Consider the following 25536-nt stretch of genomic DNA (forward strand, 5'->3'; position numbering starts at 1 on the left):
GACAACATACTTATCGAAAGGGATGGTCATGATGAATCAGTTTCGTCGTAATGCGCTGCAGCTTACGCTTGCTGCGCTGTTCAGCTCGGCTTTTTACGCCCAGGCGGCCGATATTCCGCAGGTCAAAGTGACCGTCACCGACAAACAGTGCGAGCCGATGAACGTCACCGTGAAGGCGGGTAAAACCCAGTTCATCATTCAGAACCACAGCCAGAAAGCGCTGGAGTGGGAGATTCTGAAAGGGGTGATGGTGGTGGAAGAGCGGGAGAATATCGCCCCCGGCTTTACGCAAAAGCTGACGGCCAACCTGCAGCCGGGTGAATATGATATGACCTGCGGCCTGCTGACTAACCCGAAAGGCAAACTGACGGTGACCGGCGAGGCGACCAAAGATGCCGCCAAAGCCGATGCGCTGCTCAGCCTGGGTGAAGCCATTACCGCCTATAAAGCCTGGGTCACCGCAGAGACCGCGGAGCTGGTTAGCGGCACGAAAGCCTTTACCGATGCGGTGAAAGCGGGCGATATCGAGAAGGCGAAAGCGCTGTACGCGCCGACGCGCCAGCACTATGAACGTATTGAACCGATCGCCGAACTGTTCTCCGATCTCGATGGCAGCATTGACGCCCGCGAGGATGACTACGAGAAAAAAGCCGAAGATCCGAAATTCACCGGCTTCCACCGGCTGGAAAAAGCGCTGTTTGGCGATAACAGCGTCAAGGGAATGGATAACTATGCCGATCAATTGAACGCTGACGTTCGCGAGCTGCAAAAACGCATTAGCGAACTGGCGTTCCCGCCGTCAAAAGTGGTCGGCGGCGCGGCCGGTCTGATTGAAGAAGTGGCCGCCAGCAAAATCAGCGGCGAAGAAGATCGCTACAGCCATACCGACCTGTGGGATTTCCAGGCCAACATTGACGGCGCGCAGAAAATCGTCGACCTGCTGCGTCCGCAGCTGCAAAAAGAGAACAGCGCGCTGCTGGCTAAGGTGGATGCCAACTTCAAAAAGGTGGACGCCATTCTCAGCAAATACCGCACCAAAGATGGCTTTGAGACCTATGACAAGCTGACGGATGCCGATCGTAACGCGCTGAAAGGCCCGATCACCACGCTGGCGGAAGATTTGGCCCAGCTGCGCGGGATCCTGGGTCTGGACTAAGGCGATGGCTGAGCAAAAATATGATGTTAATCAACCGTCCCGGCGGCGGTTGTTAAAAGGGATCGGCGCGCTTGGCGGCGCGCTGGCGATATCCGGCGGCTGTCCGGTGGCGCACGCGGCAAAAGACAATAGCTCTCCGGGCACGGTGTCGCCGGATGCGCGTCAGGAAGCGCAGCCGTTTTATGGCCCACATCAGGCAGGGGTGCTGACCCCGCAGCAGGCGTCGATGATGATTGTCGCCTTTGATGTGCTGGCCAACGATAAAGCGGACCTTGAGCGGCTGTTTCGCCTGCTGACCCGGCGTATTGCCTTTCTGACCAAAGGCGGTCCCGCGCCTGAGACGCCGAACCCGCGGCTGCCGCCGATGGACTCTGGCATTCTCGGGCCGTGGATCGCCCCGGATAATCTGACGATCACCGTCTCGGTGGGGCATTCGCTGTTTGACGAGCGTTTCGGCCTGGCTCATCAGGCGCCGAAGAGGCTGCAAAAGATGACGCGTTTTCCGAACGATTCGCTGGATGCGGCGCTGTGCCACGGCGATCTGCTGCTGCAAATTTGCGCCAACACCCAGGATAAGGTAATTCACGCCCTGCGGGATGTGATTAAGCACACCCCGGATTTGCTCAGCGTGCGCTGGAAGCGGGAAGGGTTTATCTCCGACAGCGCCGCGCGCAGCAAGGGTAAAGAGACGCCGGTGAATCTGCTGGGCTTCAAAGACGGCACCGCGAATCCGGTGAGCACCGATAAGGCGCTAATGGATAAAGTGGTGTGGGTCACCGCCGACCAGGGAGAGCCTGCGTGGGCTACGGGCGGCAGCTATCAGGCGGCGAGGATTATTCAGTTCCACGTTGAGTTCTGGGATCGCACGCCGCTGAAAGAGCAGCAGACCATTTTTGGCCGCGATAAACTGAGCGGCGCGCCGCTTGGGATGCAGCACGAGCACGATGTCCCGGATTACAGCAAAGACCCTGACGGCGATACCATTGCGCTCGATAGCCATATTCGTCTGGCGAACCCGCGTACCCCGGAAACCGAATCCAGCCTGATGATGCGCCGGGGCTATAGCTATTCGCTGGGGGTGACCAATTCCGGTCAGCTGGACATGGGGCTGCTGTTTGTTTGCTACCAGCACGATCTGGAAAAAGGCTTCCTGACGGTGCAAAAGCGCCTGAATGGAGAAGCGCTGGAGGAGTACGTGAAGCCCATTGGCGGCGGCTATTTCTTTGTTCTGCCGGGGGTTATCGACGATCTGCATTATCTCGGGCAATCGCTGCTCGAAGCCTGACGTACCTGCCCGCAAGGGCAGGGCGTTTTCTGCTGTTTTTCCATTCATTTTTTGTATTTCCTGCCTTGTTTCATTTTTCTGTAATCTTATAGTCGGAAACTCTCCTCAGCTGCGATGAGAATTATTTGTTGTCTGTGTGTGAAAAATAAGTTGCGCTTAGAATTATTTCTGATGTACTTATTACAGGCGCGGTAGTTCTCGGCAGTAGTCTCGTTTCATTATGGAGATCGCGAATGCCCGATTGCTGTAACGGAAAACGTCAAACCCCAGACCGTACTTATCAGCACGGGAGCCCAACTTCCGGCCGCGATTTTCACACCGCAAAATCCTTCTCCTCTATCAAAGAAAACCAGAACCCAGGCAAGGTTACCGGTGCGCGTAGCCGTGACCCTCTGCCAATTCGTCAGGCAAGCAATGGCTTACAAGGAAGCCAAACCTCAATCGTTAGTGCGCATAATCGCGTCGATCGTGGCGCGTGTGATGTAAACCAACAACGCAAGGTGCTATCCATGGGAAGACAAAAAGCAGTGACCAGAGCTCGTCGTGAGGCCAAACGTGTGCTGAGACAGGATTCGCGAAGCCATAAGCAGCGCGAAGAAGAATCGGTCACATCGCTTGTGCAAATGAGTGGCGTAGAAGCCATTGGCATGGCGCGGGATAGCCGCGACGCATCGCCAATCGAAGCGCGCAATGACGCTCAGGCGCATTATTTGAATGCCATCGACAATAAACAGCTGATCTTCGCCACGGGCGAGGCCGGGTGCGGTAAGACCTGGATTAGCGCGGCAAAAGCAGCTGAAGCCCTGATCCATAAGGATGTGGACAGAATTATTGTTACCCGTCCCGTTCTGCAGGCCGACGAAGATCTCGGCTTCTTACCGGGAGATATCGCCGAGAAGTTTGCTCCCTATTTCCGACCGGTCTATGACGTGCTGGTGAGAAGGCTAGGGGCTTCCTTTATGCAGTACTGCCTGCGTCCGGAAATCGGCAAGGTGGAAATCGCGCCGTTCGCCTATATGCGCGGACGTACATTTGAAAATGCGGTGGTGATTCTGGACGAGGCCCAGAACGTGACCGCTGCGCAAATGAAGATGTTTTTGACCCGCCTCGGGAAGAACGTGACGGTTATCGTCAACGGCGACATTACCCAGTGCGATTTACCTTCAGGCGTACGGTCGGGTCTGACCGATGCGCTAGCGCGTTTTGAAGAGGATGAGATGGTGGGTATTGTGCGCTTTACAACCGATGATTGCGTGCGCTCAACGCTTTGCCAGCGTGCGCTGAAAGCCTACTACTGAGTTCTTCTGCGTCTGCAAAGCCCGGGTGACCGGGCTTTGTTTTTGCTGCACTACAGAAGAGCCTGCAGTGAAGGAGTGGCCATCGTGGCTTCAAAAGGAACGATCTCGACTTTCGCTACGCCCGATTGCTGAAATGGATCCTGGCTCAGCCAGTTTTGCAGCCCATCCATATCATCGCCTTTAGCCAGAATCACGCCGCCGGACCTGGGGATTTTACGCCCCGAAGCGAGAAATATTCCGGCAGCATAGCCTTGCTTTAGCCATTCCACGTGCGCAGCAAGCTGGGCGTCTACCTGATCAAGCGGTTTAACGTAAGTCAGAACAACAACGGCAATGGTGCTCATTTTCCTTCCTTAACATTTAAATGTAACGCTGCAGAAGCTTATCATTCACGTGAACAGGGCTTCAGGTTTTTTTAATCAACTGACGCGGTGGGTGTCTGGACGAGCGCAGAATCGATTAAAATGTCCAGGTGATTGCCGCGGTCACGGAACCTTCATTGCGCCGTGAGACTATCGGGCTGTCAGCGGCATGTTCTCCGAGCCAGGTATAGCCGGCGCTGAGCGTGGATCCCCAATGCTCGTCATATTGATGGCTCCAGGTCAGCGCGTTGTCGATGCCGTAAAATCCGCCGGGTGCGCGATAGGGGCGATAGCCGGAACGGGCGCTCTGCCGTTGATCGACCCCGTAAAAGGTATTGGCGTACCGGTCGTCGCCAAACAGCGCGGCGGACTGTAAGGCAACGATATCCTGCGAATTCTGGAGCAGCAGGAGGGTTGCGGAGGTCTGATAATGCACGCCCTGGGCGTCGGTGAGCGGAAGCGTAGCCTTACCTTCAACGGTGAGCCACGGCGTGACCGACCAGCCGACGGCGAAGGCGGTATTCATGGTGGCTTTAATATTACCCATCCCCTTCAGCGTATTCGCCCCATCGCGCCAGCCTGAGTTTTTTTCCGCTCGCCCGAGGTCATAACCGAGCGTGTGCTCGAAGTAGAGACCGCTGTCGCCAGCCAGGTCATAGCCTATGCCTTTTTGACTATCAATAAAGAAAGCGCCTTTCCGCCCCTGTAGTACGGGAACCACCTGCCAACTCTGCTTGTCAGAGCCGCTGTAACGAGGCGCGTATTTTCCGCCCACCCCGATAGTCAGCCCATCGGAAGGCGCGGCGGCTTCATCGGCACGCGCGCCGGGTGTTATCGCCATTAAAAACGGCACGACCATATACGGCGAAATTTTTCTGGCTATCATACTGTTCTCCACGTGGACGCGGGCGCCGTCGATAAGGACGCGCCGCAGAATGCCGGTGCAGTATGGTTTTGCTAAATCAATGAACGGTCGGGATAGTGTTAAGAAACGGTCAAGGTGAACAGATGTTGTCCAGAAGAGTGTTGATAATTGAAGATGACGCCGATGCGGCCGGGGTGCTTGAGGCCTATTTACGCCGGGAAAACTATGATGTGGCGGTCACCGTGGATGGCCTCGCTGGGCTGGATATGGCGCAGCGCTGGAAACCCGATCTGATTCTGCTGGACGTGATGCTGCCCGGGCTGAACGGCACCGAGGTGCTGGCCAGCCTGCGGCGGAAAAGCGATGTGCCGGTGATTATGGTTACCGCGATGGGGGATATGCCCGATCGTATTGGCGCGCTGCGCTATGGCGCCGACGATTATGTGGTGAAACCCTATCATCCTGGCGAGGTGGTGGCGCGAGTTCAGGCCGTGCTCCGGCGGAGCCGCAAAGCGGAGACGCAGGAAGACATTCTGCGCTGGCAGGGGCTGGAGGTGGACGTCGCTGCCATCGTCGCGGCCGTCAGCAATCCGGGGGAATCTGTCCATGTTCTCGATCTTACCCCGACCGAGTTTTCGCTTCTGGCTACGCTGATGCGCGCCCCCGTCCGTCCCTTTTCGCGACAGTATCTGCTGGAGCGCTGCCTTCCTGAGAGCGAAGCGCTTGAGCGCGTGGTGGATACGCATATTTATAACCTGCGTAAAAAACTGGAGGGGGCGGGGGTATCCGGGGTGCTAGTCAACGTTCGCGGCGTGGGCTACAGGTTCAGACAGCCATGATGAAGACCCGTCACTCCTCTCTCTGGCGCTGGATTTGCGGGCGCATTCTGGCGCTGGCCATCGGCAGCGTGATTGTTATCGCCACCTGTATGTGGCTGCGTTTCGCCGTGCAGAACTATTGGATCATGCACAAAATGCCGCCCGCTTTGCGGGAGGAATTCATTGCGCTCAGCCGCAATCCGGAGGCCAACCCGGCGCGTTTTCATCATATTGTCGATACCTGGTGGGGATTGAGCTATTCCACGCCCTCTATCGCCTCGGCGGACTGGGTGACCGTGGCGGTGCTGGTGCTGGTCATGATCCCCTTCATTGTCGTTATGGGGCTCCGCTACGCCCGTCCGCTCTCGCTGCAGTTCAGCCGTCTTCGTGATGCGGCGAAGGACGTCACCGGGGGGCAATTTGGCCGCCAGGCGGAGCTGATTGAGGACGCGCCAGCGGAAATGATCCGCTTTGCTGCCGACTTTAACAAAATGACCGGCCAGCTGGCCCGCTATGATAAAGAACTCCGCGCCTCGCATGTTGCGATGGCGCATGAGCTTCGCTCCCCGCTGACGGCGGCGATTGGCCGTCTGCAGGGCATGCTGGATGGCGTTTTTGATACCCAGCCGCAGCAGCTGGAGATGGTGATGAAACAACTCCAGCATCTGAATCGATTAACCGATGAGCTGCATCTGCTTTCCCTGGCGGATGCCGGCAATCTGGTGCTCGATGAGCGGCTATTTTGTCTGGATGAGCTCCTTCAGGAGCGAGCCGCATGGTTAACGCCGCAGGCGGACGCGCAGAGCGTGACGATCGCCATTCAGCCATCGCCGTCCTGTCCCTTCCGCGGCGATGCTTTTCGCATGGGACAGGTATTTAGCGTACTGATGGAAAATGCCGTACGCTACGGGCGCAGGGGGGGACATCTGGCAATTACGCTGCGCCGCGGCGAGGGCGCTTACACCATTGATTTTGTCGATGATGGGCCCGGCGTGGCGAGGCATTTTTTACCGGAAATGTTTGAACGTTTTACCCGCGAGGAGGCGTCCCGCGCCAGACACTCCGGCGGCAGCGGCCTCGGATTATCCATTGCGCGCGCTATCTGCGTGGCGCACGGGGGGCGCATCAGCGCGTCGCTACCGGCGAGCGGCGGTCTGCAGATTCGCGTTGTTCTGCCGTACGCTCCCGCCACAGAAGAAAACAGCCTGCCTTGATAATCCCTTGACACAACATCGAGCCATTCTCGATGAATGTGTCATGTAATGGCGCCATTTCCCGAACGGAGTGGCGTTTATGTTATATGAGTTAGTTCTTTCCCTTCGTCAGTGCGTGTCCGCTTTCCTCGGCGCAGAACGGACGCTATCCTGGTTTGCGCTGTTGCCGCCGATCGTACTGGTCCTGATGATCGTACCGCTTGTGGGCTGCGGCGATAAAAGCGCCGAAAAGCCCGCGCCGGCCCGCCCGGTGCGCTACGTGGTGGTGGGTTCCCCGGCGACGCTTCCCGCTCTGGAAAGAACGGGCGAAATCCACGCGCATGATGAGACGGCCCTGAGCTTTCGTACGGCGGGCAGGATGCTGACGCGCGCGGTGGATGTCGGCGATCGGGTCAACTACGGGCAGCTGCTGGCGACGCTTGAAGAGACCAGCGCGCGAAATCAGCTGGACAGCGCGACGGCTGACGATGAGAGCGCCCGAGCGACCGCCCGGGTCGCCGCGCTGAACGTTAACCGCATGCAGAAGCTCATCGCCACGGGCGCAATCGCCCGCTCTCAGCTGGACAGCGCGCAGGCGGACTGGCTGGTCGCCAGCGCCCGGGTGAAGAGCAGCGAGGCCGCTTTGCGCAACGCCAGGGAAAGCCTGGGCTGGACGCGTCTTACTTCGCCGGGTGAGGGGGTTATCACGGCGGTCAGCGCCTCTCCCGGTCAGGTGGTCAGCGCCGGAGAGACGGTGGTGACGCTGGCGGCGGGTCAGGCGCGCGATGTGGTGTTTGATATCCCGGATCCCGCTAAGGTTGAGGCGCAAAGGGCGGAAGAGTTTCAGGTTGCTTTGCTCAGCGATGCCGGGGTGAAGGCCTATGCTGTTTTGCGTGATATTAGCCCACAGGCCGATCCCCAGACCCGGACATGGCGCGTCAGGGCAACGCTCAAGAAACCGCCCGCCGCGATGGCGCTGGGCGCCAGCGTCACGGTAAGGCTGCCGTCATCAGGCTCGACGGGGTACGCCATACCGGCTTCTGCGCTGAGCCGCTGCGGAGATAAACCGGCCGTCTTTGTCATCACCCCGCAGATGGAGGCGCAGCTGCGCGTTGTCGTTCCCGCCAGCTACACGGCTTCTTCCGCGATCATCGCCTCCGGCCTTGTGCCCGGCGACCGGGTTATTACCGCCGGCGTTAGCAAGCTGCGCCCGGGCGAAAAAGTCGTCGCCGGAGAGAGGCTGCCGTGAAAATAGCGCCGTCAAAAAATCGCTTTAACCTTTCTGCATGGGCGCTGGAAAACCCGCAAATGGTCAGTTTCTTTATGCTGCTGATTATGGTTATCGGTTCGCTCAGCTATACGCTGCTGCCGCGAAATGAAGATCCGGCTTTCACTATCAAAACGGCGGTAGTCTCTGCGCAGTGGCCGGGCGCGTCGGTAACGGATACCACGCATCTGGTGACGGATGTCCTGGAGAAAAAATTACAGGAAACGCCCTGGCTCGATTATATCGAAAGTGAAACCCGAGCCGGGCAAACGGTTATCTATATTAATCTCCGCGATGACACCCCGGCGCACAACGTCCCGGCGATCTGGTACCAGATCCGCAAAAAAATGCAGGATATTGCGCCATCGCTGCCGGAAGGCGCGCAGGGACCGAGCGTGAACGATGAGTTTGACGACACGTACGGTACCATTTACGGATTTATCCCTGACGGATATAGCCTTGAGGAGGTGCGACAGCGGGTGGAGACGATCCGCCGTGAACTGATGTCCGTGCCGGATATCGGCAAAACGGTCCTCCTTGGCGAGCCGCAGGAGCAGATAGTCATCGCTTTTTCGCCCGCCCGGCTGGCCGGTATGGGGCTTACCATTCAGCAGGTTGCGGACGCTCTGAAGGCCCAGAATGCCGTGGTGCCGGCAGGAACCCTGCGCACCGGGCAGGAGAATATCACGCTAAACGTCAGCGGGGCCCTCAGGACCGAAGCGAGCCTGCGCGCCGTCATCCTGCACATCAACGATCGCTATCTTCCCCTGACCGATATTGCCACGATTGAAAGAAGCGCGGCCGAACCGCCTTCAGCGGAGTTTCGCGTCAACGGACGTACTGCCGTTGGGCTGGCGATTTCCATGGCGCCGACGGGCAATATGCTGCGCTTTGGCGAGACGCTGAATAACAGAATGCGCGCCATCGGCGTCGGGCTACCGCACGGCATCGAGATAGTTAAAGTGGCTGACCAGTCGGCGGTGGTCAGCGGCGCCGTAAGCGGATTTGTCCGGGTACTGGTGGAAGCCGTGCTGATTGTGCTGGCGGTTTCTTTTGTCTCGCTGGGATTAAGGGCCGGGCTGGTGGTGGCCGCGGCGATCCCGCTGGTGCTGGCGATGACCTTTACCGGGATGATGCTGGCAGGCATTGGTCTACAGCGCATCTCTCTCGGGGCCCTGATCGTTGCGCTAGGGCTGCTGGTGGATGATGCCATGATCGCCGTGGAAACCATGGTATCCCGGCTTGAGGCCGGCGATACGCGACGGCAGGCGGCGACGTACGCTTTCCAAACCACGGCATTTCCGATGTTGACCGGTACGCTGGTCATGATTGCCGGATTTATTCCCGTCGGTTTTGCCTCATCCAGCGCGGGCGAATACTGCTTTTCGCTGTTTGCCGTGGTGCTGATGGCGCTTCTGAATTCATGGGTCGTGGCGATTCTGTTCTCCCCTTTGACCGGAACGTGGCTGCTGCCGGAAAAGCTGAAACATCGTGCCGCAGGCCCGGGCCGCATGGCGCGGGGATATGGACGACTTCTGCGTACGGTGCTGCGCCACCGGCTTGCCACCCTGGGGATTGCGCTGGCCGCGCTGGGGCTGTCGGTGTACGGGACCACGTTTATGCAGGGGGAGTTTTTCCCTTCATCTGATCGCCCGGAGCTGCTGGTCAGCCTGACGCTTCCGGCCAATGCTTCGCAGACGGAAACGGAGAAACAAACGGAGAGGCTGGAAAGGGCGCTCGCCGGGAATCGCAACATTGACCATTATTCGACCTATATTGGGGCGGGCGCCATCCGCTTTTATCTGCCGATGGATGTTCTGCTGGATAATGAAAATACGGCGCAGCTGGTGGTGGTGGCGAAAGACCTGGCCGCCCGCGACCGCCTGCGGGAACAGTTAAACACGCTGCTGACCACGCAATTCAGCGATCTGACTTCGCGCGTTTCTCCTCTGGAGCTAGGGCCTCCGGTGGGCTGGCCGATCAAATACCGGGTCAGCGGGCCGGATTATCTCAAGGTCAGAGAGTATGCCGGGCGTCTGGCCGAGGCGATAGGGCGCTCGCCGTTAACCCGGGAGGTAAACCAGACCGCCGGCGAGCCGGAGAGAACCATCGTCCTGCAGGTGAACCAGACTGCCGCGCGGGCGGCGGGCGTGTCATCGCAGAGCCTGGCGCAGACGCTTAATACCGTCTGGTCAGGCACGACGGTCACATCGCTGAGAGACAATGACCGGCTGGTTGATGTGGTGCTGCGGGCGAACGACAGCGAGCGATTGAATCTTGCCACCCTGTCATCGCTGACGGTTGAAGGGCGCGGTGGAGAAAAAGTTCCCCTCAGCGCGGTGGCCACGCCGACCTGGGGAGTGGACGATCCGGTGCTCTGGCGTCGGCAAAGATTGCCGTTTATCACCGTACAAACCGACCTCGCGCCGGGGATGCGGGCAGAAGGCGTATCGAACGGTCTGCGCCCGACGGTGGATCAACTGCGCGCGGGTTTACCCACCGGTTACAGCATTGTCGAAGGCGGGGTGGTTGCGGAGTCCGAAAAAGGCAACAGCTCGGTATTGAATATTTTACCCGTCACCCTCGGCATTATGCTGTTATTGCTGATGCTTCAGCTGCGGCGCTATTCCCGTATGCTGCTGGCTCTGTTCATGGCCCCGTTCGGCTTGCCGGGGATTGTTATGGCCATGCTGCCGGGCGACACGCCAATGGGATTTGTGGCTCTGCTCGGCGTCATCGCGCTGGCGGGGATGATTATCCGCAATGCCGTGATACTTATCACTGAAGTTGACGGCAATCTGGCTCAGGGCATGGAAAGCGATGCCGCTATTATTGCCGCCGCAGAGCACCGGGCCAGGCCGATATTTCTGACCGCCTGCGCCGCGATACTGGGTATGGTCCCCATCTCTCACCAGGTATTCTGGGGACCGATGGCGTATGCCATCATTGGCGGGCTGATTGTCGCGACGCTCGTCACGTTAACCGTGCTGCCGGCGTCCTTTAGCCTGCTGTTGGAGAGGGGGAGATACCGGAAAAAACGTCCCGCCGCTTAATAACACAGGATGGCCGGGGGCGACCCCGGTCGGGGTGCAACAGGCGAAAAAAAAGCCCGTACTTGCGTACGAGCTCTTCTTAAAATATGGCGGTGAGGGGGGGATTGACTCGCTGCGCTCGCCGTTACTCGGCCCGTCCCTGGGCCTCGCCCCTTCGGGGCCAGCGCAGGCGCTGTGCAAAATTGCTCCCGGCAATTTTGTCGGGGCAGATTCCTCGCAGGCTCGTCATCTGTCCAACTGGCTGTCGCCAGTTGTCGAACCCCGGTCGGGGCTTCTCATCCCCCCGGCGGGTGCTATATGCGAAAAAAAAGCCCGTACTTGCGTACGAGCTCTTCTTAAAATATGGCGGTGAGGGGGGGATTCGAACCCCCGATACGTTGCCGTATACACACTTTCCAGGCGTGCTCCTTCAGCCACTCGGACACCTCACCATATTGTTTTGTCGCTCACCTTGGGTGGGCAACGGGGCGCTACTATAGGGAGTTGCGCTAAAACGGTCAAGCAGTATTTATGCTTTCGCTATCGTTCGGTTAAGCAATGAACACTGCCCCGCCGTAGCACGGCGGGGCAGTCATTTTAACGCTGTGAATCAAGCTGTTCGTTATTCTTCACCACGTCCTGAGCTTTGGCGTAGCTCTCGATCAGCAGCTGGTATGCCGGGAAGACCTTGGTATACACCTCGGCCCACTCAGCGGCATCCGGGCGGTTCCAGGTGCGCTGCAGTTCAGAAGCAACCGCTGCGGTATCCATCGGCACGACGCCAGCCTGGACGACGCGGGCGAGGGTGATTTCCTGCGCCATCTTGCTATAGGTACCGGAAGCATCAATGACGGCAAAAACCTTATAGCCATCGGCGACGGCGGCAATGGACGGGAACGCCATGCAGACGCTGGTAATGGTACCGGCGATAATCAGCGTTTTACGCCCGGTCGCTTTTACCGCGGCAACAAATTCCGGGTTATCCCACGCGTTAATCTCTCCTTTACGCGCAATATATTGCGCATGGGGCGCGTTCGCATGAATCTCAGGGATCAGCGGACCGTTTGGTCCCTGCGGCACTGACGCCGTGGTGATCACCGGGATCCCGGCTAATGAAGCCATCTTCGCCAGCGCGGCGGCGCGCGCCCGCAGCTCCGGCATCGGCATATCACCCACGGTCTGGAACAGACCGCTCTGGTGGTCAATCAGCAGCATGGCGGTATCATTGACATCAATAACCGGACGAGAACCATTAAAGTTAGCTGGGGTAGACATATTATTCACCTCATTCAATATCAGATTTGGCCGAAGCGGCCGCTATTAAAATCACGAACCGCTTCCGCGATTTGTGCTTTGGTATTCATCACAAAGGGGCCGTAGCCCACGATCGGCTCCTGCAGCGGTTCACCGGCCATCAGCAGTACTTTTGCGTTGCTACTGGCCGAGAGGTGGAGCGCTTCTCCTTTCTGGCTGAGCACCACCAGCTGACCCTCGCGGGCGCTACCCTCGCCGTTCACCACCACTTCACCTTCCAGAACGACCAGCGCCGTACTCCAGCCGGCAGGCTGATGCAGCGTGATTTCCTGGCTCTGGTTAAGCTGCAGGTCCCAGACGTTAAGCGGAGAAAACGTGTGCGCAGGGCCGACAATATCTTCGTAGCGCCCGGCAATAACCCGCATATGGCCCGCATTATTCGGCAGCTCAACGTCAGGAATCACATCAGCAGTGATGCTCTGGTATCCCGGCTGCGTCATTTTGTCTTTCGCCGGGAGGTTGACCCAGAGCTGAATCATCTTCAGCTCGCCGCCGGTACGGGTAAATTCCGCCGAGTGGAACTCTTCATGCAGGATCCCGGCGCCTGCGGTCATCCACTGCACATCGCCCGGCCCAATGACGCCGCCTCTGCCGGTAGAGTCACGATGTTCAACTTCGCCGGAATAGACCACGGTGACGGTTTCAAATCCGCGATGCGGATGTTCGCCGACGCCGCGTTTGCCTGTCCCCGCCGGGAAGTGATGGGGGCCTGCGTAGTCGAGCAGCAGGAAGGGGCTTAGCTGTTCGCCGTGAGTCTGGTAAGAGAACATTGAGCGAACCGGGAAACCATCGCCTACCCAGTGCTGTGAAGGCGCGGTGTAGATACCTGTAATTTGTTTCATGGCAGTCTCCTGAATAGCTGTTTCTGATGTGGATAAGCATAGATTCGCCACTAATAGTCCGCTAGATAGCAAAAATGACCTATACTGTTCTAAAAATGGAACGATGGGGGAAGGATGCAGGATCTCAATGACTTAGCCTGGTTCGTACAGGTGATCGATCACGGTGGTTTTGCCGCGGCGGGCAGGGCGCTCGATCAACCCAAATCCAAGTTGAGCCGTCGTATCGCCCAGCTAGAAGAACGCCTCGGCGTCCGTTTAATTCAACGTACAACCCGGCAGTTTGCGGTAACGGAAGTTGGCCTGACCTTTTATCAGCACTGCAAAGCGATGCTGATCGAGGCGGAAGCGGCAGAACAGGCGGTGGAAACCCTGCGTTCCGAGCCGCGCGGGAGCGTAAAGCTGACCTGCCCGGTAACGCTATTGCATGCGCATATCGGGCCGATGCTGGCACGATTTATGGTGCGCTATCCGGGCGTGAATCTGCAGCTGGAAGCGACCAACCGACGCGTTGATGTTGTTGGAGAGAGCGTCGACGTCGCGATTCGCGTACGTCCAAGGCCGATAGAAGATAGCGATCTGGTGATGCGTGTTCTGGCCGATCGCGGGCACCGTCTGGTCGCCAGCCCACGGTTGGTGGAGCGGCAGGGGCAGCCTCAGGTTCCTTCAGCGCTAAGCGATTGGCCGGGGTTAAGCCTGGAGGCGGGCAAACATCAGCATAAGTGGCAGTTGACCGGCCCGGAGGGGGCAAGGGCGGAAATCTACTTTACTCCCCGGCTGGTCACCACGGATATGCTGGCGCTCCGTGAAGCGGCCATTGCCGGCGTTGGGGTGGTACAGCTTCCTTTATTAATGGTGCGCGATCAGTTGGCCGCCGGAGAGCTGGTGGTTGTCCTCGATGAGTGGCAACCGCGCAGGGAGGTGATCCATGCGGTGTTTGCCTCTCGTCGCGGATTACTCCCCTCGGTCAGGGCGCTGGTGGATTTTCTCAGCGAAGAGTATCAGCGGATGGAAGAGGATTAGCATTTGCCACAATCCCGGCGGCGGCGCGATGCGCCTGCCCGGCTCGGATTACCGGCAATCTGCGGCCCGGTAGCCCGGCTAAGCGCAGCGCAAGCCGGGAAGAAGCCACAGCAATACCACGTCACGGCATATTCCCCGGGTTGCGGCGTAAACGCCTTACTCGGGCTACGGGCTATCGGCAATCTGCGGTACTGTAGCCCAGGCACGCGCTGTGCGCCGCTCCGGGAGAAGAGTACGGAGTAGCAGAATTTCCCGGAGGCGATGCTGCGCATCTGTCCGGGCTACCGGACGGAGCGCAGCAGGCGAAAAAAAAAGCCCGTACTTGCGTACGAGCTCTTCTTAAAATATGGCGGTGAGGGGGGGATTCGAACCCCCGATACGTTGCCGTATACACACTTTCCAGGCGTGCTCCTTCAGCCACTCGGACACCTCACCATATTGTCTTTCCCGTTGTTGCCGGGAACGGGCGCTAATTTAGGGAAATACGTATCTCCCGTCAATCAACTTTTTTAAAAAATCGCGCGTTTAGCCAAACTTCAAGCAACTTGCTCCCTAAATGGGCGAAAATCGATTTTTTTTATCGCCATTCCCTTTTTCGCACGCTCGGCGAATGAAATTTGCTATGCTGGCAATCTAATAGAAAACAACGAGTAAAACGCGACGCTAACCTAACCTGCCAGCAGCGTCGGCTATCAGGAGCCTTTATGGATATCATCTTTTACCACCCCACGTTCGACACCCCTTTCTGGATTACGGAACTGGAAAAACAGCTGCCCGGCTCGCGCGTCCGCGAGTGGAAACCCGGAGATAATCAACCCGCTGACTATGCGCTGGTCTGGCATCCGCCGGTAGAAATGCTCCAGGGCCGCCAGCTTAAAGCCGTCTTTGCCCTTGGCGCCGGCGTCGATTCAATCCTCAGCAAACTGCGGGAACACCCGGAAATGCTGCCGCTGTCAACTCCGCTGTTCCGTCTGGAAGACACCGGCATGGGGCTGCAGATGCAAGAATACGCGGTGAGCCAGGTGTTGCACTGGTTCCGTCGTTTTGATGACTATCAGGCATTAAAACAAGAGGCGCGGTGGCAGCCGCTGGAGGAGTATCAGCGTGAAGATTTCACCATCGGCATCATGGGCGCGGGCGTGCTTGGCGCGAAAGTGGCCGAAGCCCTGCAAAGCTGGGGTTTTCCGTTACGCATCTGGAGCCGCAGCCGCAAATCCTGGCCGCAGGTCACCAGCTTTGCCGGAGAAGAGGAGCTGAATGCGTTCCTCAACGGAACACAAGTGCTGATAAACCTGCTGCCCAACACGGCGGAAACCGTTGGAATTATTAATAGCGCGCGCCTGGCGCAGCTGCCGGATAACAGCTACGTGCTGAATCTGGCTCGCGGTGTTCATGTGGTGGAAGACGATCTTCTGGACGCGCTGAATAGCGGCAAGTTGAAAGGCGCGATGCTGGATGTGTACAGCCGCGAACCGCTGCCTGAAGCGAGCCCGCTTTGGCGGCATCCGCGAGTGGCGATGACGCCGCATGTTGCCGCCGTCACCCGGCCTCTGGAAGCCATGGCTTATATCGCCAAAACCATCGGTCAGTTAGAACGAGGTGAAACGGTCAACGGGCAGGTCGATCGCCAGCTGGGATACTAAGCGACAGCCCCGCATGAGCGGGGTTTTTGCTGATCACAGGCGCAGATTCCTGCTATTCTTGCCACAAACAGAGAAGGAGATTGTGATGTATCCTGTTGACCTGCACATGCATACCGTCGCCAGCACCCACGCCTACAGTACCCTGCACGATTATATTGCAGAAGCAAAGCGCAAGGGGATCAAACTTTTTGCCATTACCGACCACGGGCCCGATATGGCCGATGCGCCTCACTACTGGCATTTTATTAATATGCGTATCTGGCCGCGGCTGGTGGAGGGCGTTGGTATCCTGCGCGGTATCGAAGCCAATATCAAAAATACCCAGGGCGAAATTGACTGTACCGGCCCGATGCTCAACTCGCTGGACCTGATCATTGCCGGTTTTCACGAGCCGGTGTTCCCTCCAAAGGATAAAGCAACGCATACCGAAGCGATGATCGCCACGATAGCGAGCGGCGCGGTGCATATCATTAGCCATCCGGGTAATCCTAAGTTTCCCGTTGATATCCCGGCCATTGCCGCGGCAGCGGCGAAGCACCACGTGGCGCTGGAAATCAATAACTCATCCTTTGTTTCGTCGCGCATTGGCAGCGCAGATAACTGCCGTGCCGTTGCCGCGGCCGTACGCGATGCCGGCGGCTGGGTTGCGCTGGGCTCGGATTCCCATACGGCATTCACGCTTGGTGAATTTAGCGAATGTCGCAAAATCCTCGATGCTGTTGATTTTCCGGAAGAGCGAATTCTTAACGTGACGCCGCGGCGTCTGCTTAATTTTCTTGAATCGCGTGGGATGCCTGCGATTCCTGAGTTTGCTGAACTTTAATTTGAATAACTGGAATAAATGAATGAACGAGTTTTCAATCCTCTGCCGCGTGCTGGGCTCTCTCTATTATCGTCAGCCGCAGGACCCGCTGCTGGTGCCGCTGTTTACCCTTATTCGCGAAGGGAAGCTGGCAGCAAGCTGGCCGCTGGAGCAGGATGAACTGCTGGAGCGTCTGCAAAAAAGCTGCGATATGCCGTCTCTGTCCGCCGAATACAACGCGCTGTTTGTCGGTGAAGAGTGCCGCGTGGCGCCATACCGCAGCGCATGGGTAGAAGGCGCTACGGAAGCTGACGTTCGCGCTTTCCTCAGCGCGCATGGTGTCCCCACGGGGGAGGGCGCGGCGGATCATTTAGGCTCCTTGCTGCTGGCCGCTTCGTGGCTGGAAGATCACGCGCCGGAAGATGAAAGCGACGTTCTGGAAACCCTGTTCGCTGAGTATATTCTGCCGTGGTGCGGCGAGTTCCTGGGCAAAGTTGAAGCCCATGCAACCACGCCGTTCTGGCGCGCCATGGCCCCGCTGACTCGTGAAGCCCTCTCCGCCATGTGGGATGAGCTGCAGGAAGAAAATGAGCAATAAATTGCGATCAAAGTCACAATTTAATTGCAACAAAGCATTCTTAATTTCATTTAGTGTGTTCCGTGTCGCATTTGACGGGCGCGTTTCTGCTATGATACGCGCCATGAACATACTCTTCGCAATCGCATTAACGACGGGCATTCTCTCCGGTATCTGGGGATGGGTGGCCGTCGCATTGGGTCTGCTGAGCTGGGCAGGTTTCCTCGGCTGTACGGCTTACTTTGCCTGTCCGCAAGGTGGGTTAAAAGGGCTGCTTATTTCGACCTGTACGGTCATGAGCGGCGTGGTGTGGGCGCTGGTGATTATTCACGGTAGCGCGCTGGCGCCGCAGCTGGAAGTGGTTAGCTATATCATGACCGGCGTCGTGGCGTTTTTGATGTGTATCCAGGCGCGCCAGCTGATTCTCTCTTTTGTGCCGGGTACTTTTATCGGCGCGTGTGCGACGTTTGCCGCCGGCGGCGACTGGCGTTTAGTTGTGCCTTCACTCGTGCTGGGCCTGGTATTTGGCTATGCGATGAAAAATAGCGGCCTGTGGCTGGCGACCCGGGCGGAGAAAAATAAATCTCTGGCTAATCAAAGTCGCGAATCTTTTTAACCTATCCCACTTTTTTATCACCAAAGAGCCCGTCGGGCTCTTTGGCTGTTTTTGCTGCCAAGTATTACCTCATCATAAATCTTCCCGCCGTTTTGTTTTTCCTTATATATCCGCAACTTTAACTGTACCGGGAGTTAGTGAATCGATTTTGTTAGCACATTTAAACAAATGATATTTTTTGTTTTAAAATTGTTAATATAATTAAAGTGAAGTAAAAAAATATAACTCGTCGCACTCATGGATGGCTGGTGCTCTTCAGTAGCTATACCGATATGCAGAGGAGTTTTATAATGAAAACAATTAGATATGCTTCGCTTGCAGCCCTGTTTATATTACCCTCGTTTATTAGTCCTGCGATCGCCGAACAGACCGTGGCTGGCGTCGTCCATTTTTACGGACGGGTGGTGGAAGCACCTTGCCAGCTCGATGCAATCAATAATCAGGTTATTATGGATTGCCCGCGGGCGGAGACGATTAAAATTTCCGCTCAGCAGCTTGAGAAAGGGAATATCCGCAACGAAAATATCCGTTCTGCGCAATTACGCTATATTAATCCGCAACGGACCCTCGCCATTCTGGATGTTGATTATCGGTAACCCTCTGCCCCCGGGCTTTCGCCCCGGGGGCTATCGTGCCATATTATCCTCCTGTATTCCTTTCAAGACGTATGCCGACAGGAGGAGAAATGGCTGTTCAACCTGAAGTGGTTCTCGGCGATATTACCAGGCTTGAGGTCGATGTTATCGTCAACGCGGCTAATCCGTCGCTGCTTGGCGGCGGCGGGGTGGACGGGGCGATTCACCGCGCGGCAGGGCCGGAACTGCTGGCTGCCTGTAAAGTTGTGCGGCAACAGCAGGGAGAGTGTCCGCCGGGTCATGCGGTGATTACGGCGGCAGGAAATCTGCCCGCCAGCGCGGTGATTCACGCCGTAGGGCCGGTCTGGCACGGCGGTGACAGGCAGGAGGCGGAATTACTGGCTGACGTTTACAAAAATAGCCTGCTGCTGGCCTCGGCAAATAATTACCGATCCATCGCATTTCCTGCTATCAGCACCGGCGTATATGGTTACCCTAAACAGGCTGCCGCGGAGATAGCCGTGCGGACGGTAACTGCCTTTCTCACTCGCTACAATCCGCTGGAGCGCGTTTATTTCGTTTGTTTTGATAGCGAAACCGCCGGCATCTATACCCAATTACTCGAGGCGAGTCGCGCGCAACTCGGCCATCAGAATAAGATATGATAGTTTCCTGCGAAGGCGGGAAACTATCATAACGGGAGAGTCATCGGTGACTGAAGGGAAGGTTCTACAAAAACAACGGCTTCGCCGGATGGAAATTGTTGCCGCGGCACAAAAATGTTTCGCGGAAAAGGGCCTGCATGGCGCCTCCGTAGCGGATATTGCGCGTCAGGCTGGCCTTAGCGTAGGCCAGCTATATCGCGTTTTCGCCAGCAAAGAAGAGATCATCGAAGTTATCGTCAGCGAGATCGTGAATGCCAGAGTGGGTGAAATGGTTGCCGGGAATCATGATTTAGCCCGCATGGCTTCAGTTTTAGCCGGCGTGCTCCCCGCGACCGAGTCTACGAAAAACGATAATTATCTGCTGATGGAAATTAACGCCGAGGCGTCCCGAAATCCGCGCCTGCGTGAAATTATGATCCAGGCCGATCGTCGCCTGAAAGAGGAGGGCGGACGGCTTACCCGCCACTACCATCCTGAGATGACCGCGGAGCAAATTAGCGTCGCCTGCGAATTTATCGCGATATTAACGGAAGGGGCGGCATACCGTTGCGACCTGGCGACGGCTCCGACGGTAGATAAAGCGGCGATGGAGAGCCTGTACCGCGATGTCTTTCAGCTGTTGTTTGCGCAAAAATAGCGCTGCTATGTGCGTTCCACACAGCAGCTCCCTGTTTTAACTGGCGGAAATTTGCGGCTTAGCCGTCTTTTGCTGGAATTTTCCGGAAAAAAGAAAGCGCAACAGCGGTATCCGCAGATGAATTTCATACAGCACCAGTGCAATCCCGACAACAAAAACCAGCCCGGTGATAAATCCAAGGGTATTTGATTGAATGACCGGGGTTATCCATGCCCCGTAGAGCAGGGTCAGAGGGTGGTGCACCAGATAGATAAATAGCGATGCGTTGACGAAGTAGGTCACCCGCGCGGACTGGAAATTCAACAAACGGTGGCCAAGCGAAAAGACCACGTTGACCATCCATAGCCCCAGCACCATCGTAATCACGTACTCCGTTTCGTACATCCAGCCATCGCCCGAGCCGTACTGCTGATTCAGTCGGTAGGCGATAAATCCCAGTAAAGCCGCCACAAAGCACCACGGCGAGGGAGTCGTGAACATCGTCTTCAGCCGCGCGTTAATAAACGTCTGGGCGCCCAGGATAAAGAAAGGCAGATAGAACAGCGTCTGCATCACGATAAAGTTGAACAGACCGTTGCTGAGAATGGGCGGATAGAGAATAAAAATAGTGCGGCGGATGACCGCGTACAGCACGCCCAGAGCGAGAAAAATCATCGACAGCTGGCCTAATGTGACGGTGTCACCAAAGGTGGGCGCAGCGGCAGAACGCGGTCGCGTCAGCCATTTGAACATCACCACGCCCAGCGACGTCAGGACCACCAGCACCAACAAAAACCACAGATGAGAGATCAGCTCCCAGGCGAGGGTGTTGAACTTGTCATAGCCTGACAGCGTATGCCAGTTATCCGCTTTACCGTTGACGTACTGCAGCATAATAAACTGCGGCAGGGTCAGGAGCGGGATCGCCGTTAACATGGGAATGCCGACGCGCTCAACGCGTACTTTCCACCATTTTTTCAGCGGATAGCGCAGAAAAAGCATGTAGGAAAAATAGCCGGAAATCACAAAGAAGACCTGCATGCGAAAGGCATGGATGAAGTCGTTAAATAACGTCAGCCACCACGAGGGCTCGGCGCTGTTAACATGCCAGCTGTGGCTGGAGTAAATGAGCGAAATGTGAAAAGGGATGCCCAATAGCATCAGCCAGGCGCGGATGCTATCGAAAAAATATTCACGCTGTACCGGAGTATTATTCATACAATATCACTACATTCTCAGACAATTCGTCTTATCACTCAACGTGATAACGTTTAAATTCTCTGCAACCCTACATGAACTCTGGTTAACTGTCTCCAGGATAAGCACGCAAAGTGCAAACGGGGCAGTAACTGTGTATTCCCTGTGCCGCGATGCCGAACAATGCAGGGATTATGTTGTCGGAATGCCTGAGTTTCCATTAAAATAGATCGGATCGATTTAAGCACACAAAGGGGGAAGTGCTTACTTATATGAAACATAAACCACAGATGATGAAAATGCGTTGGTTAAGCGCAGCCGTAATGTTGTCCCTGTGTACTTCATCTGCATGGGCATTCAGCATTGATGACGTCGCAAAAGAGGCACAAACGTTAGCCGGCAAAGGCTTTGAAGCGCCTAAAAGTAACCTGCCCTCTGCCTTCCGCGACATGAAGTATGCGGACTATCAGCAAATTCAGTTTAATCACGACAAAGCCTATTGGAATAATCTGAAAAGCCCGTTCAAGCTCGAGTTTTATCACCAGGGAATGTATTTCGATACGCCGGTCACCATTAATGAAGTGACGGCAACCAGCGTACGTAAAATTAAATATAGCCCGGACTATTTTAATTTTGGCAACGTTCAGCACGATAAAGACACGGTTAAAGACCTCGGTTTTGCGGGCTTTAAGGTTCTGTATCCGATCAACAGCAAAGACAAGAACGATGAGATCGTCAGCATGCTCGGAGCCAGCTATTTCCGCGTGCTCGGTCAGGGCCAGGTATATGGGCTTTCTGCCCGCGGACTGGCTATCGATACCGCGCTGCCGTCCGGAGAAGAGTTCCCGCGCTTCCGTGAGTTCTGGATTGAGCGTCCTAAAGCCACCGATAAACGCCTGACGATTTATGCGCTGCTTGATTCCCCGCGCGCAACCGGCGCCTATCGCTTTGTGATCATGCCCGGTCGCGATACCGTGGTGGACGTGCAGTCTAAGGTCTATCTGCGTGACAAAGTCGGTAAACTGGGCGTGGCGCCGTTGACCAGCATGTTCCTGTTCGGGCCGCATCAGCCGTCTCCGACCACCAACTACCGCCCGGCGCTGCACGACTCCAACGGGCTGTCCATTCTTGCCGGTAACGGTGAGTGGATCTGGCGTCCGCTCAATAACCCGAAACACCTGGCCGTCAGCAGCTACGCAATGGAAAACCCGCAGGGGTTTGGCCTGCTGCAGCGCGGCCGTCAGTTCTCGCGTTTTGAAGACCTCGACGACCGCTACGATCTGCGCCCAAGCGCGTGGATTACGCCGAAAGGTGATTGGGGCAAAGGGAAAATCGAACTGGTCGAGATCCCGACCAACGATGAAACCAACGATAACATCGTCACCTACTGGACGCCGGATCAGCTGCCGGAACCCGGCAAAGAGATGAACTTCAAATACACCATCACTTTCAGCCGTGACGAAGACAAACTGCATGCGCCGGATAACGCTTACGTTATGCAGACCCGCCGTTCTACCGGCGACGTCAAGCAATCGAACCTGATCCGCCAGCCTGATGGCACCATTGCCTTTATTGTCGATTTCACCGGCGCCGAGATGAAAAAGCTGCCCGCAGATACGCCAGTGACTGCCCAGGCCAGCATCGGCGATAACGCTGAAATCGTCGAAAATACCGTGCGCTACAACCCAGTAACGAAAGGCTGGCGTATGATCCTGCGCGTCAAAGTGAAAGATCCTAAGAAAACCACGGATATGCGCGCAGCCCTGGTCAATACCGACCAGACGCTGAGCGAAACCTGGAGCTATCAGCTGCCTGCCAATGAATAAGATAACGAAGTACATCGACGCATTGCCGCTGTCGGATGCAGAAAAACGCGCGTTACCTGACGCAAGTCTGCAGGCCGTACATGAAGCACTGGACGCTGAACATCACGTTTACCACCGCGAAGACGACTCCCCGCTGGGATCGGTAAAATCGCGGCTGGAGCACAGCTGGCCAGATTCGCTGGCCGGTAACCAGCTGGTTAAGGATGACGAAGGGCGCACTCAGCTCAACGCCATGCCGAAAGCAAAACGCTCCTCCATGTTTCCGGACCCCTGGCGGACTAACCCGGTCGGGCGCTTCTGGGATCGGCTGCGCGGACGCGACGTGACGCCGCGCTATCTTTCTCGCCTGAGCCAGGAAGAGCAGGAGAGCGAGCAGAAATGGCGTACCGTCGGCTCTATCCGCCGCTACATACTTCTGCTGCTAACGCTGGCGCAGACCGTGGTGGCGACGTGGTACATGAAAACCATTTTGCCCTACCAGGGCTGGGCGCTGATTAACCCGGCGGATATGGTGGGGCAGAACCTGTGGATCTCCTTTATGCAGCTGCTGCCCTATGTGCTGCAGTCGGGGATCCTGATCCTGTTCGCCGTGCTTTTTTGCTGGGTCTCAGCGGGATTCTGGACCGCGCTGATGGGCTTCCTGCAGCTGCTCATCGGGCGTGATAAGTACAGTATCTCAGCCTCGACCGTCGGGAATGAGCCGTTGAACCCGGAGCATCGCACGGCGCTGATCATGCCGATCTGCAACGAAGACGTTGACCGCGTATTCGCGGGCCTGCGTGCGACCTGGGAGTCGGTAAAGGCCAGCGGCAACGCTGAGCACTTTGATGTCTATATCCTGAGCGATAGCTACAACCCGGATATCTGCGTGGCAGAGCAAAAGGCGTGGATGGAGCTCATTGCCGAAGTGCAGGGCGAAGGGCAGATCTTCTATCGCCGCCGCCGCCGCCGCGTGAAGCGCAAAAGCGGTAACATTGATGACTTCTGCCGCCGTTGGGGTAGCCAGTATAGCTACATGGTGGTGCTGGATGCCGACTCCGTCATGAGCGGTGAGTGCCTGAGCGGCCTGGTGCGCCTGATGGAAGCGAACCCGAATGCCGGTATCATCCAGTCATCGCCTCGCGCGTCGGGCATGGATACGCTGTATGCTCGCTGTCAGCAATTTGCCACCCGCGTCTACGGCCCGCTGTTTACCGCCGGGCTGCACTTCTGGCAGCTGGGCGAATCGCACTACTGGGGACACAACGCCATTATCCGGGTGAAACCGTTTATTGAGCACTGTGCCCTCGCGCCGCTGCCGGGTGAGGGTAACTTCGCGGGTTCCATTCTGTCGCACGACTTCGTCGAAGCCGCATTGATGCGTCGCGCCGGATGGGGGGTCTGGATTGCTTACGATCTCCCCGGATCTTATGAAGAGCTGCCGCCGAACCTGCTGGACGAGCTGAAGCGCGATCGCCGCTGGTGTCAGGGGAACCTGATGAACTTCCGCCTGTTCCTGGTTAAAGGGATGCACCCGGTTCACCGCGCGGTGTTCCTGACCGGCGTGATGTCATACCTGTCGGCGCCGCTGTGGTTTATGTTCCTTGCGCTCTCAACTGCCCTGCAGGTGGTGCATGCGTTGACCGAACCGCAGTACTTTCTGCAGCCGCGGCAGCTGTTCCCGGTCTGGCCGCAGTGGCGTCCGGAGCTGGCCATTGCCCTGTTTGCTTCCACCATGGTGCTGCTGTTTCTGCCGAAGCTGCTGAGTATTATCCTGGTGTGGTGTAAAGGGCCAAAAGAGTACGGCGGATTTATCCGCGTGACCCTTTCTCTGCTGCTGGAGGTGCTCTTTTCGGTGCTGCTGGCGCCGGTGCGTATGCTGTTCCATACCGTATTTGTGGTCAGCGCGTTCCTCGGCTGGGAAGTGGTGTGGAACTCGCCGCAGCGTGATGACGACTCTACCCCGTGGGGCGAAGCGTTTATGCGTCACGGCTCGCAGATGCTGTTGGGTCTGGTCTGGGCGGTGGGCATGGCATGGCTGGATCTGCGCTTCCTGTTCTGGCTGGCGCCGATTGTGGTGTCGCTGATTCTGTCGCCGTTCGTGTCGGCCATTTCCAGCCGCGCCACCATCGGCCTGCGCACTAAACGCTGGAAGCTGTTCCTGATCCCGGAAGAGTACTCCCCGCCGCAGGTGCTTAAAGATACTGACGCTTACCTGACGCTCAACCGTCAGCGTTCGCTGGACGACGGCTTTATGCATGCGGTATTTAACCCGTCGTTTAACGCGCTGGCAACGGCGATGGCCACCGCGCGCCACCGTCACGGGCATATTCTGGATATCGCTCGCGAACGTCACGTTGAGCAGGCGTTGAATGAGACGCCGGATAAACTAAACCGCGATCGTCGTCTGGTATTGCTGAGCGACCCGGTCACGATGTCACGCTTGCACTATCGCGTGTGGGCCGCGCCGGAGAAATACTCTTCGTGGGTCGGCGCCTATCAGCAGCTGACGTTGAATCCGCTGGCGTTAAAAACGAAGTAAGCCGTACGTTAAGGAAAATACCGGCAATGGCGCCGGTATTTTTTTA

General features: G+C 57.0%; 22 protein-coding genes and 2 tRNA genes. 17 read left to right on the forward strand and 7 right to left on the reverse strand.

Annotation, left to right across the window (positions count from 1 at the left end):
• The first annotated feature begins 28 nt into the window (after positions 1–28).
• From efeO to phoH, 3 genes are all read left to right on the forward strand, one after another.
• The gene (efeO, locus tag BJF97_RS11320) at positions 29–1156 is read left to right on the forward strand and encodes an iron uptake system protein EfeO (protein ID WP_032692835.1); all 1128 of its coding nucleotides are present in this window, start codon (positions 29–31) and stop codon (positions 1154–1156) included.
• A gap of 4 nt (positions 1157–1160) precedes the next feature.
• Positions 1161–2441 carry an iron uptake transporter deferrochelatase/peroxidase subunit gene (gene efeB, locus BJF97_RS11325; RefSeq protein WP_032692834.1) on the forward strand — a complete coding sequence of 427 codons (1281 nt, stop codon included), beginning with the start codon at positions 1161–1163 and terminating at the stop codon, positions 2439–2441.
• A 509-nt stretch (positions 2442–2950) separates the two neighbouring features.
• Complete coding sequence (phoH, locus tag BJF97_RS11330; RefSeq protein WP_032692833.1) at positions 2951–3739, forward strand: phosphate starvation-inducible protein PhoH; 789 nt, start codon at positions 2951–2953, stop codon at positions 3737–3739.
• A 50-nt stretch (positions 3740–3789) separates the two neighbouring features.
• Here the strand turns inward: phoH and BJF97_RS11335 are convergent, their stop codons facing one another.
• Positions 3790–4083 (reverse strand): YciI family protein, encoded by a 294-nt coding sequence (locus BJF97_RS11335; RefSeq protein ID WP_032692832.1) that lies wholly within the window; start codon positions 4081–4083, stop codon positions 3790–3792.
• 115 nt (positions 4084–4198) lie between these two features.
• Entirely contained in the window at positions 4199–4987 is a 789-nt protein-coding gene (locus BJF97_RS11340) for a MipA/OmpV family protein (RefSeq protein ID WP_032692830.1), read from the reverse strand.
• 122 nt (positions 4988–5109) lie between these two features.
• On the opposite strand from BJF97_RS11340, the gene BJF97_RS11345 reads away from it, so the two are divergent.
• From BJF97_RS11345 to BJF97_RS11360, 4 genes are all read left to right on the forward strand, one after another.
• On the forward strand, positions 5110–5805 hold the full coding sequence (locus tag BJF97_RS11345) for a response regulator (RefSeq protein ID WP_014228810.1): 696 nt from the start codon (positions 5110–5112) through the stop codon (positions 5803–5805).
• Positions 5802–6998 (forward strand): sensor histidine kinase, encoded by a 1197-nt coding sequence (locus BJF97_RS11350; RefSeq protein WP_070082906.1) that lies wholly within the window; start codon positions 5802–5804, stop codon positions 6996–6998. The genes BJF97_RS11345 and BJF97_RS11350 overlap by 4 nt, the downstream gene beginning before the upstream one ends.
• A 79-nt stretch (positions 6999–7077) precedes the next feature.
• Positions 7078–8226, forward strand: a complete 1149-nt coding sequence (locus tag BJF97_RS11355) for an efflux RND transporter periplasmic adaptor subunit (RefSeq protein ID WP_032692829.1) — start codon at positions 7078–7080, stop codon at positions 8224–8226.
• Positions 8223–11297, forward strand: coding sequence for an efflux RND transporter permease subunit (locus tag BJF97_RS11360; RefSeq protein ID WP_032692828.1), 3075 nt, complete (start codon positions 8223–8225; stop codon positions 11295–11297). Before BJF97_RS11355 ends, BJF97_RS11360 begins: the two co-directional genes overlap by 4 nt.
• Positions 11298–11640: 343 nt before the next feature.
• Here BJF97_RS11360 and BJF97_RS11365 read toward each other — a convergent pair.
• The 3 genes from BJF97_RS11365 to BJF97_RS11375 all read right to left on the reverse strand — a co-directional run bounded on the left by BJF97_RS11365 (position 11641) and on the right by BJF97_RS11375 (position 13432).
• Positions 11641–11728, reverse strand: a tRNA-Ser gene (locus BJF97_RS11365).
• A gap of 145 nt (positions 11729–11873) precedes the next feature.
• Positions 11874–12551 carry an isochorismatase family protein gene (locus BJF97_RS11370; RefSeq protein ID WP_014228814.1) on the reverse strand — a complete coding sequence of 226 codons (678 nt, stop codon included), beginning with the start codon at positions 12549–12551 and terminating at the stop codon, positions 11874–11876.
• 20 nt (positions 12552–12571) lie between these two features.
• Entirely contained in the window at positions 12572–13432 is an 861-nt protein-coding gene (locus BJF97_RS11375; RefSeq protein WP_014228815.1) for a pirin family protein, read from the reverse strand.
• 114 nt (positions 13433–13546) lie between these two features.
• Here BJF97_RS11375 and BJF97_RS11380 point away from each other — a divergent pair, with 114 nt between their 5' ends.
• Complete coding sequence (locus BJF97_RS11380; protein ID WP_032692827.1) at positions 13547–14452, forward strand: LysR family transcriptional regulator; 906 nt, start codon at positions 13547–13549, stop codon at positions 14450–14452.
• A 347-nt stretch (positions 14453–14799) separates the two neighbouring features.
• Here BJF97_RS11380 and BJF97_RS11385 read toward each other — a convergent pair.
• Positions 14800–14887, reverse strand: a tRNA-Ser gene (locus BJF97_RS11385).
• 269 nt (positions 14888–15156) lie between these two features.
• On the opposite strand from BJF97_RS11385, the gene ghrA reads away from it, so the two are divergent.
• The 7 genes from ghrA (at position 15157) to BJF97_RS11420 (ending at position 19967) form a co-directional block, all read left to right on the forward strand.
• Complete coding sequence (gene ghrA, locus BJF97_RS11390) at positions 15157–16095, forward strand: glyoxylate/hydroxypyruvate reductase GhrA (RefSeq protein WP_032692826.1); 939 nt, start codon at positions 15157–15159, stop codon at positions 16093–16095.
• A gap of 85 nt (positions 16096–16180) precedes the next feature.
• On the forward strand, positions 16181–16918 hold the full coding sequence (locus BJF97_RS11395) for a phosphatase (RefSeq protein WP_014838074.1): 738 nt from the start codon (positions 16181–16183) through the stop codon (positions 16916–16918).
• Positions 16919–16940: 22 nt separating this feature from the next.
• The gene (locus tag BJF97_RS11400) at positions 16941–17495 is read left to right on the forward strand and encodes a TorD/DmsD family molecular chaperone (protein WP_014228819.1); all 555 of its coding nucleotides are present in this window, start codon (positions 16941–16943) and stop codon (positions 17493–17495) included.
• A 103-nt stretch (positions 17496–17598) separates the two neighbouring features.
• On the forward strand, positions 17599–18090 hold the full coding sequence (locus BJF97_RS11405; protein ID WP_103449196.1) for a DUF1097 domain-containing protein: 492 nt from the start codon (positions 17599–17601) through the stop codon (positions 18088–18090).
• A gap of 290 nt (positions 18091–18380) precedes the next feature.
• Positions 18381–18686 carry a type 1 fimbrial protein gene (locus BJF97_RS11410; protein ID WP_014228821.1) on the forward strand — a complete coding sequence of 102 codons (306 nt, stop codon included), beginning with the start codon at positions 18381–18383 and terminating at the stop codon, positions 18684–18686.
• 89 nt (positions 18687–18775) lie between these two features.
• A complete protein-coding gene (gene ymdB / locus BJF97_RS11415) occupies positions 18776–19330 on the forward strand; it encodes an O-acetyl-ADP-ribose deacetylase (protein WP_014228822.1) in 555 nt (184 codons plus the stop codon).
• 46 nt (positions 19331–19376) lie between these two features.
• Positions 19377–19967 carry a TetR/AcrR family transcriptional regulator gene (locus tag BJF97_RS11420; RefSeq protein WP_004849849.1) on the forward strand — a complete coding sequence of 197 codons (591 nt, stop codon included), beginning with the start codon at positions 19377–19379 and terminating at the stop codon, positions 19965–19967.
• A 36-nt stretch (positions 19968–20003) separates the two neighbouring features.
• On the opposite strand, the gene mdoC is transcribed toward BJF97_RS11420, so the two are convergent.
• Complete coding sequence (mdoC, locus tag BJF97_RS11425) at positions 20004–21164, reverse strand: glucans biosynthesis protein MdoC (protein WP_004849851.1); 1161 nt, start codon at positions 21162–21164, stop codon at positions 20004–20006.
• Between the two features lie 251 nt (positions 21165–21415).
• On the opposite strand from mdoC, the gene mdoG reads away from it, so the two are divergent.
• Together mdoG and mdoH are read left to right on the forward strand one after the other, a co-directional pair.
• Entirely contained in the window at positions 21416–22969 is a 1554-nt protein-coding gene (mdoG, locus tag BJF97_RS11430; protein ID WP_004101027.1) for a glucans biosynthesis protein MdoG, read from the forward strand.
• Positions 22962–25490: a glucans biosynthesis glucosyltransferase MdoH gene (gene mdoH / locus BJF97_RS11435; protein ID WP_004849856.1), complete on the forward strand. Its 2529-nt coding sequence runs from the start codon at positions 22962–22964 to the stop codon at positions 25488–25490. The genes mdoG and mdoH overlap by 8 nt, the downstream gene beginning before the upstream one ends.
• The last annotated feature ends 46 nt before the right edge of the window (positions 25491–25536 follow it).

It is taken from the genome of Klebsiella sp. LTGPAF-6F, from assembly GCF_001753185.1.
GTDB lineage: Bacteria > Pseudomonadota > Gammaproteobacteria > Enterobacterales > Enterobacteriaceae > Klebsiella > Klebsiella michiganensis.

Excerpts from the sequence above, each read along its gene's own strand:
- efeO (WP_032692835.1), top strand. The coding sequence starts at position 29 with ATGATGAATCAGTTTCGTCGTAATGCGCTGCAGCTTACGCTTGCTGCG.
- efeB (WP_032692834.1), top strand. The coding sequence starts at position 1,161 with ATGGCTGAGCAAAAATATGATGTTAATCAACCGTCCCGGCGGCGGTTG.
- phoH (WP_032692833.1), top strand. The coding sequence starts at position 2,951 with ATGGGAAGACAAAAAGCAGTGACCAGAGCTCGTCGTGAGGCCAAACGT.
- BJF97_RS11335 (WP_032692832.1), bottom strand. The coding sequence starts at position 4,083 with ATGAGCACCATTGCCGTTGTTGTTCTGACTTACGTTAAACCGCTTGAT.
- BJF97_RS11340 (WP_032692830.1), bottom strand. The coding sequence starts at position 4,987 with ATGATAGCCAGAAAAATTTCGCCGTATATGGTCGTGCCGTTTTTAATG.
- BJF97_RS11345 (WP_014228810.1), top strand. The coding sequence starts at position 5,110 with ATGTTGTCCAGAAGAGTGTTGATAATTGAAGATGACGCCGATGCGGCC.
- BJF97_RS11350 (WP_070082906.1), top strand. The coding sequence starts at position 5,802 with ATGATGAAGACCCGTCACTCCTCTCTCTGGCGCTGGATTTGCGGGCGC.
- BJF97_RS11355 (WP_032692829.1), top strand. The coding sequence starts at position 7,078 with ATGTTATATGAGTTAGTTCTTTCCCTTCGTCAGTGCGTGTCCGCTTTC.
- BJF97_RS11370 (WP_014228814.1), bottom strand. The coding sequence starts at position 12,551 with ATGTCTACCCCAGCTAACTTTAATGGTTCTCGTCCGGTTATTGATGTC.
- BJF97_RS11375 (WP_014228815.1), bottom strand. The coding sequence starts at position 13,432 with ATGAAACAAATTACAGGTATCTACACCGCGCCTTCACAGCACTGGGTA.
- BJF97_RS11380 (WP_032692827.1), top strand. The coding sequence starts at position 13,547 with ATGCAGGATCTCAATGACTTAGCCTGGTTCGTACAGGTGATCGATCAC.
- ghrA (WP_032692826.1), top strand. The coding sequence starts at position 15,157 with ATGGATATCATCTTTTACCACCCCACGTTCGACACCCCTTTCTGGATT.
- BJF97_RS11395 (WP_014838074.1), top strand. The coding sequence starts at position 16,181 with ATGTATCCTGTTGACCTGCACATGCATACCGTCGCCAGCACCCACGCC.
- BJF97_RS11400 (WP_014228819.1), top strand. The coding sequence starts at position 16,941 with ATGAACGAGTTTTCAATCCTCTGCCGCGTGCTGGGCTCTCTCTATTAT.
- BJF97_RS11405 (WP_103449196.1), top strand. The coding sequence starts at position 17,599 with ATGAACATACTCTTCGCAATCGCATTAACGACGGGCATTCTCTCCGGT.
- BJF97_RS11410 (WP_014228821.1), top strand. The coding sequence starts at position 18,381 with ATGAAAACAATTAGATATGCTTCGCTTGCAGCCCTGTTTATATTACCC.
- ymdB (WP_014228822.1), top strand. The coding sequence starts at position 18,776 with ATGGCTGTTCAACCTGAAGTGGTTCTCGGCGATATTACCAGGCTTGAG.
- mdoC (WP_004849851.1), bottom strand. The coding sequence starts at position 21,164 with ATGAATAATACTCCGGTACAGCGTGAATATTTTTTCGATAGCATCCGC.
- mdoG (WP_004101027.1), top strand. The coding sequence starts at position 21,416 with ATGAAACATAAACCACAGATGATGAAAATGCGTTGGTTAAGCGCAGCC.
- mdoH (WP_004849856.1), top strand. The coding sequence starts at position 22,962 with ATGAATAAGATAACGAAGTACATCGACGCATTGCCGCTGTCGGATGCA.